This window comes from Limnothrix redekei LRLZ20PSL1 (assembly GCF_043235035.1).
Taxonomy (GTDB): Bacteria; Cyanobacteriota; Cyanobacteriia; order CACIAM-69d; family CACIAM-69d; genus CACIAM-69d.
The window spans coordinates 1-328 of sequence record NZ_JAZAQF010000004.1 but is presented as its reverse complement, the minus strand read 5'-3'; the positions used below and the strand labels follow the sequence as shown (position 1 = coordinate 328).

Genomic DNA, 328 nt, shown 5'->3' with positions numbered 1-328 from the left:
TCCCTTCTCGTAAGCTTCTACGATTTTTCGGCGCAAGTCCAGCGAATAAAGACTCATGAGTTTTCCTGACGATAACTTCACTACACTGATAATTATATCGTGCCATTCGTTATAGGCAAAGGCTGTAGCTTCTCTTTCACTTCCCCTAACACCACAATCCCTCCCAATCGCTCAGAGGCATTCGCTTCAGTCACCAACACGCCCATTAGGAACCCTTGCGAGTCAACGATAATGTGGCGTTTACGTCCCTTAACCTTTTTGCCACCATCGAAGCCGTAGACCACCCCCTTTTTTCCGTGGTTTTCACCGACTGAGAATCACCGATACT

1 pseudogene is annotated in these 328 nt (G+C 47.3%); it reads right to left on the bottom strand.

Annotation, left to right across the window (positions count from 1 at the left end):
* Positions 1-164: 164 nt before the first annotated feature.
* Positions 165-328, bottom strand: a pseudogene (locus VPK24_RS00980) (transposase); the annotation flags it as partial.